Genomic DNA, 8,135 nt, shown 5'->3' with positions numbered 1-8,135 from the left:
TGCAGTAAGGTCAGGAAATACATCAACTTCCATTTTAGAAGCCGTGTAGATACCTGCTATCAAAAGCAGCGCTGATGCAACAACAATCATTAGGCGATTATGTAAGGCGTATTGTATAATTTTATTTAACATGGTAGAAATTTTAAATTTTGGATTATTTTTGTTTTAGAACATTTCACATTTCATTAAAGTTTACGCTTTCGATTGCGATGTTTTAACAATTGCAGTGATTTGTAAAGCAAAATCAAATGATTTATTAAAAACTATATTTCCCTTTTTCATTTTATAAGTCCCCTTTACCATTCATAATTCAAAATTCAACATCCAAAATTTCAATTAGTGTTCGTGTCCATGAGCAGGTATTTTTCCTGACATTGTTGCTAACTTTATTTGGTATCCTCCTTTAATGACAACTCTTTCACCTTCGTTTATGCCTTCTAATATCTGGACACTCATGCCATCATTGGCGCCGATTTCTAATTCACGTTTTTGGAATCCTTCGCCTGATGTTTGCACATAAGCAAAATAATTGCCCTGTTCTTCTATAAGCGCTGAGTATGGTATTACTAACGCTTCTTTAATCACATTTGTTTTTAATAAAACTTCTACAAAAGAGCCGGGAATAATTTCTCCATTATTGTTAATCTCAAAATTTACCGGAATATAATAAGCGTTGTTGTTGGTGCTTTTTCCATAGGAAATGAGTTTTCCATTTAAGCTGTCGGTGCTGTATATTTTACTGTCGTAAGTGGTGACAAAATTTGCTGATGAAATGTTATTTAGTTTTGAGAAATACTTTTGAGGCACTTCGGCTTTTAAGATGAGCTTGCGGTTTTGGGAAATACTGGCGACTGACTGTCCGATTTCAACATACTCTCCTTCTCTTGTCATCACACTTTTTATAAACCCGTGTATTGGTGACGTGATTTTGTGTCCACCAGCAGTATAGTTTTTCTCAATAGTGTTAAAAGTCGTTTGAGCATTTTTGAGTCGGAGTTGTGTTTCCTGAAACTGTTTTTGTGAAATGATATTGTTTTTTACCAAACCTTTGGCTCTTTCAAAATCTATTTTGATTTTTTCATAGTTGTTTTTTGCGTCCTTGTATTTAGCATCTAAATTGTCTTCTGTTAAACCGGATCCTGAAATTATAAATAGGGTCTCGCCGGAATCTACAGAAGAACCAATCAGTTTTTTATTTTTTCCAAACGATATGATACCACTGCTTTTTGCTGTTATAATTACCTCGTCTTCATATGTTGATAAGATTTGTCCGGTTGTCTTGATAATTTCAGTAAATGGTTGTCTTTTAACTTCCCTATTGGCAAAATCAACCTTCCATGCCTGTTCTTTTAAATAAACCAATTCTTCTTCGATTGTTTGTTCTTGCCGATTTGCCAATGCAGTTTTTGTATCAGGGTAAACAGTAACGCTTTGGATTGTGATTTTGTCAGTAAATTCTTTAGTCTGAATGTCAAAGACCAACTGACACGTGCCAGAATTTTCTGGATTCAAAGCCAATCGAAATATGCCTGGAGATGATGGTTTTTCAGCTCTATCAGGTGATTGTTTTTTATTTCCGATCAGGCTAACGGTTACTGTACCTTCTGTAACTGCTTTGAAGTTTTCGCCTAATTGGGTAAAGTGGGCAGCGAACTTCGAAATTTTTCCTACAATCAAAGGTTTAAACTCTACAAATAGTTCCGTTTTATCTGTGTAGAGAGTGTAAGCAAGTGGTTCAATCTCAACACTTGTATGTGTTTCATTTCCGTGTTCGGTATTAACGTGATTATGGACATCATTATTGCAACTGAATAATAAGGTTGTAATGATGAGGAATGAAATAATTGCTTTGTCCATGGTAAGTGATTTTAAATGGTTAAAAATTTCCTTACGAACACACAAATACTTAGCTCTAAAAAGCGGATAATAAATAGAGGTTATAATCATGTAAATATCCTCGTGAAAAATGTTTTTAATTTTATAGTGATTTTCAGTGGTAAATAATAAATTATTTAATATCAGATATCTTTACTCCAACAAGCTTTTCTATTTCAGTTATTGAAGAAAAGAGTTCGTTTAAAATCTTCAAATATGAAACTTTTGTGATTGCCAATGTTCTTTGTGCATCCAGCACCTGAAGATAATCGAATTCACCATGCTCATATCCTTGTCTGGCTAGCTTTAAGGATTCTTCTGCCTGTGGTATTATGGTATCGACGAAGAAACGAGCTTGTTCACGAGTTGAAATATATAAAGAAAATGCATTGCTCAATTGAAGTAGTAATTGATTTCTAACAATCTCTAAATCGTCTTTTGCCTTGTGAGATAATGCCCTGGCTTCAATAATCTTACCCTGATTTCTGTTGAAAATTGGTAAAGGAAACTCTATTCCCGCCTGAACAGTATTGATATCTGTTGAAGAGAGCCTTTTATATCCAACAGTTGCATTAATATCAGGGATTGCCATTCTCTTTGCCTCGGAAATATTTATTTGTGAGAGATCTACAACCCTCTCCCTCGCCTTCAGTGCGGGATGGTTTTCTAAAAGTAAATCATTTAGTGTATCCAGATTTAGTGACGGTGTATCATCAGTTGAAATAGGAAACAGATTATTCATACCAATGTCTGGTACACCCATGACAGTCTGCAACATCTTTACTGAATTAAGATGTTTTCTTTCAGCATCTTGCACTCTCATTTTAGCATTGGACAATTCTATTTCTGCTTTGAGAACCTCAATCCTGGCAATATCTCCAATTTTAAATCTTTGGCTTGAAATAGACATCAGACTCTTAGCAATCTCTAAGGTCTCTTCTGCAAACTTTAATTCATCCTGTGCCGTAAGAACGTTAAAGAATGACTTCTTAACCTTTGCTCTAGTATCAGTTATTGTAGCCTGAAGATCCATTTCCATTACCTTCTTTTCTTTTTTGGCTGCTTTAACTCTCAATTTCCTCTTTCCCCCTGTCTCCAGCTTCTGGAATAAGGCAACAGAGTTCTGGCTCTGATCAAAACCTATATTATTAGTTGGTGTTTCCTGTGTGTAGAATTCTATCTCCGGGTTTGGCAGCAGTCCTGCCTGCTTTATTCTTCCTTCATAAGAACCTATGTTATGTTTTTTTGACTTTATTAAGGGATTATTATTAATGGCAATATCTACCGCTTCTTCCAGTGTAAAATATTCAATTTCTTTATTTGATTCCTGTGCGTGAGACTGCAGCAGGGCCTTATCGGAACATATCGCGCAATAAGAGACTCCGAGCATAAGTATGGATAAACGTAATATTTTCTGCATTGTCATTACCTCTTGTTAATAATAAAAAAAGTGTGTATACAAGCTGTTTGTATAGTGTTGACTTGCCGCCTCAATCTGTGCTTTTCATTACAAATTGACATAACCTCTGCACTGCAAAACATTTTAGTCCAGAGTAAGAATGAACGTACAGATACCATTAATCAAATGGATCGTGTAAGAATGGATTGCTAAAAAACAGAGAATGACAGAATGAATTGTTTAAATCAGATATGCTGATTTGAGTTGATACAGATCATGAGTGCAGAAACTACACTTGTTTAAATAATGCAGAATTTCTGAAAGATTGTTAGACAAATTAAAACAGTAATCTGGAAGATCATGAGAATAAAGATAAGAATTGAGACTGGAAAATATGTTAACATGATTAGAAGAATTCACCGTTACATAGTCAAGGTACAAGATTGTATCTGCATCCTTATGGTCCGAACCTCCAAGACCATGATCCTTATCAGTGTGATGAACATGCACGTTATCTTGATGAAAATGTGCATCAGACCCAAATAACAGAGAACTGCCTAAAGTCGCGCTTGATAAACAAAATGCGAACAATATCAGGGTCATATAGCATCTGTTCTTGATTGTTTTTCTTAACATATTTAATGGGTTACCGTTATCTAAAATAAAAACATGTGTTAATTGAAAATAACAAAAGGAAGAATTTTGTCAATTAAAATAATCTAAATACTAACAACATCCGAAATTTCAGTATAAAGATTTGACATCTGATGTAACCTGAGAAGCTTCTGAGGAGACAAGAGGTATTGTTATTCCCCGCAGGTATTTATCCGCACCTTTTCTATTAATAGTTTTTATGTATTCATAAAAAGTTAAAAGTATCTGAAAAAAACGATTTTACGGCTTAAACTGATTAATCAATTCTGGTCGTTTTCGCTTTCAATTTTGACGTTTAACTTTGTTGCCTGCCTGATATCATTAAGGCTGGGAGTTGAAGATGGTGTTTCTGATGTAAAGAAATGAGCCTGTGAGGACAAAGAAGGAAATCATGCCTTCTCTCGGATTCTCCACAATACCAGGCAAAAGAACGCTACCACGCAAAGCCATATCTGAATTCCAAAAAGATAGCCGGCAGTGCAAATCCATATTTTATTTATGCCGGACGCAAACCATTTATCCTGAATAAAATATTTAACGCGACTATAGGGTTTTTTCGAAAAACTATATGTTCCACGACTTTTATTCTTAAAAACACGTTTATCTGCTTCATGTGTTTCCCCTGAATAACCTTTGAAGATTGAGTTTGAACTTCCTCTACCATCATGCTTATTTGCCGCATGTGTGTCTTGTGTTTTCGCCTGGTGTCCACTTGCCGCATGTGTGTCTTGTGTTTTTGCCTGGTGTCCACTTGCCGCATGTGTGTCTTGTGTTTTTGCCTGGTGTCCACTTGCCGCATGTGTGTCTTGTGTTTTTGCCTGGTGTCCACTTGCCGCATGTGTGTCTTGTGTTTTCGCCTGGTGTCCACTTGCCGCATGCGTGTCTGTTCGTTTCGTTTCATGCAAAGATTTTTTTGGAGCATGAGATAAGGATTTTTTTGGGGTGTGTTCAACTTTTGCGTGAGAACTGGTGTGTGATGCTTTCGTATGCGATGATGAACCGCCACTTTTTCCTCCTTGAGACAATTTTCTGAACATTGTCTTCTGCTTTTCCGCTTCACGTGTCATTCCCAATTTACTATAGGCAAGAGACAGTGAATAGTGCACCTTGGCATAATCAGGATTTATATTGATTGCCTTAGTGTAAACTTTGACAGCATCATCATACTTTGCCTTACAATAATATGTGTTCCCCAATCCATAAAGGGCGTAAACATCATTAGGTTTTAATTCTATTGCTTTATTAAATTCTTTTCCTGCTTGATCGTATTTGCCCTGTTTATAAAATTCAATACCTTTATTATAAAATTCCTTAAAATTGTCGGCACCCTGCGATGATGTTACAAAAAACATCATGAAAAAAGCCATAAATAGTATTGGTAAAAAGAGAAATTTTTTCATTTTAGTATTACCTGAAAAATTGTTTAAATGAATAACATCTTTTAATCTACCAAACAAATAATTGAGTGTCAAGGCACAAACTTTATACCTCATTTATATTGAAATGTTATTACCATACTTTCTATTTCTGTAGTAATTTATGTGTTGCCTTTTCTCTGGCTCGTTTCTCCTTGACACTATTAAAAACGGTACTTCTTTTCACTTAATTGATAACGGTAAATTTTGGATTTGACGTTTTTGGAAAGGGTTGTTATTATCCAAAAGTAATTGTATTTTAACAAGTTAGGTTGCTACGCGACAAGAGACAATCCTTTTACTCCCAGTCCGATCCGGTACAGGCGGGGGCTCAGGATGACATCACATTGAGTTGAGCCGAAGTGTTATAACATTGAATTTTTTCAAGCGTATGAGTCTTATTGCCTTGAAATACGGAGATAATTATTGATCAAAGCTGGTATTATCGGGGCGACAGCTTACACAAGCCTGGAGTTAATAAAGATTTTATTGCGTCATCCTGAGATCGACCTATCGTATCTTGGTATCAGAAGAGAAGGTGGATTCAAGATTTCTGATATTTTTCCCGTTTTAACAAACAGACTTGATATGCACTGTTCTCGGATGGACAAGGATGATGTACCAATAGGCGTAGATATGGCTTTTGTTACCCTTCCTCCGGTTATCGCTATGCAGTATGTTCCCGCGCTTCTGAATGCGGGAATAAGAGTAGTTGATCTGAGTGCAGATTACCGATTTCAGGATAAATCTATTTACGAAAAATGGTACAAGGCTAAACATACTGATCCATCGAATCTGGACAATGCGACCTACGGCCTTCCTGAGATATTCAGGGAAAAGATTAAGAAGGCAGATTTGGTTGCAAACCCCGGATGTTATCCCACTTCTGCGATAATTGGCTTAGCTCCATTGATCTCAAATGGTTACATTCAGACAGATGATATAATCATTGATGCTAAATCCGGAATTTCCGGTAGCGGGCGTGAACCTAAAGAGGGGACTCAATATTGTGAGCGCAATGAAAATATTGAGGCTTATAATGTGGGTGTACATCGCCATACGCCTGAGATTAAAAACATACTTTCCCTGATTGGGAAATCAGATACAAACGTTTACTTTACTCCGCATTTAATCCCAATGAACAGGGGCATTCTGTGTACAACATATGTAAAAACCAGAAAGAAAAGCTCTGGTAAAGAGATTATAGCTATATATAATGATTATTATTCAAAAGAACCTTTTGTCAGGGTCAAAAAAGATGACAAACTTCCAGGAACGAAAGACGTTGTTGGGACAAATTTTTGTGAGATAGCAATCAGGGTAGTTGACGAACGTGTTATAATATTGTCTACAATAGATAACTTAATAAAAGGGGCGGCCGGGCAGGCCGTTCAAAATATGAATATTATGTACGGTTTTGAAGAGACATTGGGACTTTTGTATTAGAGGTAAAATTAATGGATTCAAATGTTAAAGTAAGATTTCCACCCAGCCCCACAGGTTTTCTGCATATTGGAGGCGCGAGGACAGCTCTCTATAACTGGCTTTTTGCCAGACACAATAACGGGAAAATGGTATTGAGGATTGAAGATACCGACAGGCAGCGTTCTACCGAAGAGGCAACTCAGGCAATTCTGGATAGTATGACATGGCTTGGCTTAGATTGGGATGAAGGTCCGTATCATCAGAGCGACAGGCTTGAGATATACAATGAATACGTAGAAAAATTATTGCAGGAGGACAAAGCGTATCATGTAGACGATCCGGAGAAAGGGAGGGCTGTACGTTTTAAAATTACGGGGGAGCAGACCAGTTTTGATGATATGGTTCATGGAAATATTCATTCAGACACTTCCCTTATTGAAGATTTTATTATACAGAAAGCAGACGGCTTCCCTGCATATAACTTTGCGTGTGTTGTTGATGACGGGGTAATGGGAATTACACACATTATACGTGGAGATGATCATCTCTCCAATACGCCAAGGCAGGTTGCTCTTTACAAAGCATTGGGTTTTAACTTGCCAGAGTTTGCTCATATTCCAATGATTCTTGGAGAAGATGGCTCCCGCATGAGTAAGCGCCACGGAGCGACATCTGTAACGGATTATCGCGTGAAAGGTTATTTGCCTGATGCTCTGGTTAATTTTATAGCGCTGCTTGGTTGGTCGCCAGGGCATGATCAGGAACTTTTAACCAGGCAGGAGATGATAGAGAAGTTTACTCTGAAACGAGTTAATAAAACCAGTTCACGTTTCGATTTTGCAAAGCTTGACTGGATGAACAGCAAATATATTCAAAATCTGCCGGTTGGCAAACTTGTCAGTGAATTACAACCATATATAAAAGATGCAAATTTAGATAATGATGTAGTGTCAGCTGAATGGTTGCATAAGCTCGTAGAGTTATATAAAGAGAGGTTTAGAACGCTACCGGAGTTTGTAACATTAGCTGCACCGTTTTTTTCTGATGAAATTGAGTATGAAGACGCGGCAGTACGAAAGCATCTGAAAAAGGGTAATTTGTCTTTAGTAGAAGATGCTTACAGGAAACTGAAGGAAATCAGAGACTTCTCGTCAATTGAGGAATTAGAAAATTGTTTGCGGTCGATAACAACTGAACATAATATTGGGTTTGGTAAATTGGCCCAACCAATAAGAGTTGCTCTTATAGGAAAAAGTGCCAGCGCGGGAATTTTTGAAAGTTTAGAACTTTTAGGTAAAGAAAAGACCCTGAAGAGACTGGAATACGCAATAAATACTTTTTTATCAGACTAATACTGGATTTTCCGG

5 protein-coding genes are annotated in these 8,135 nt (G+C 36.8%); 2 read left to right on the top strand and 3 right to left on the bottom strand.

Annotated elements, in window-relative coordinates; genetic code table 11:
* Positions 1 to 336 precede the first annotated feature (336 nt).
* From SCALIN_RS11650 to SCALIN_RS11635, 3 genes are all read right to left on the bottom strand, one after another.
* Positions 337 to 1,947 (bottom strand): efflux RND transporter periplasmic adaptor subunit, encoded by a 1,611-nt coding sequence (locus tag SCALIN_RS11650; RefSeq protein ID WP_096894668.1) that lies wholly within the window; start codon positions 1,945 to 1,947, stop codon positions 337 to 339.
* A 61-nt stretch (positions 1,948 to 2,008) separates the two neighbouring features.
* Complete coding sequence (locus SCALIN_RS11645) at positions 2,009 to 3,295, bottom strand: TolC family protein (RefSeq protein ID WP_162532284.1); 1,287 nt, start codon at positions 3,293 to 3,295, stop codon at positions 2,009 to 2,011.
* A gap of 1,022 nt (positions 3,296 to 4,317) precedes the next feature.
* A complete protein-coding gene (locus SCALIN_RS11635; protein ID WP_162532283.1) occupies positions 4,318 to 5,328 on the bottom strand; it encodes a tetratricopeptide repeat protein in 1,011 nt (336 codons plus the stop codon).
* A gap of 441 nt (positions 5,329 to 5,769) precedes the next feature.
* Here SCALIN_RS11635 and argC point away from each other — a divergent pair, with 441 nt between their 5' ends.
* Both argC and gltX read left to right on the top strand, forming a co-directional pair.
* Positions 5,770 to 6,789 carry an N-acetyl-gamma-glutamyl-phosphate reductase gene (gene argC / locus SCALIN_RS11630; RefSeq protein WP_096894664.1) on the top strand — a complete coding sequence of 340 codons (1,020 nt, stop codon included), beginning with the start codon at positions 5,770 to 5,772 and terminating at the stop codon, positions 6,787 to 6,789.
* Between the two features lie 11 nt (positions 6,790 to 6,800).
* Positions 6,801 to 8,120 (top strand): glutamate--tRNA ligase, encoded by a 1,320-nt coding sequence (gene gltX, locus SCALIN_RS11625; RefSeq protein WP_096894663.1) that lies wholly within the window; start codon positions 6,801 to 6,803, stop codon positions 8,118 to 8,120.
* Positions 8,121 to 8,135 lie beyond the last annotated feature (15 nt).

This window comes from Candidatus Scalindua japonica, assembly GCF_002443295.1.
Taxonomy (GTDB): domain Bacteria; phylum Planctomycetota; class Brocadiia; order Brocadiales; family Scalinduaceae; genus Scalindua; species Scalindua japonica.
Note: the sequence above shows the minus strand (reverse complement) of the source record. Positions and strands in the feature narration are given on the sequence as shown.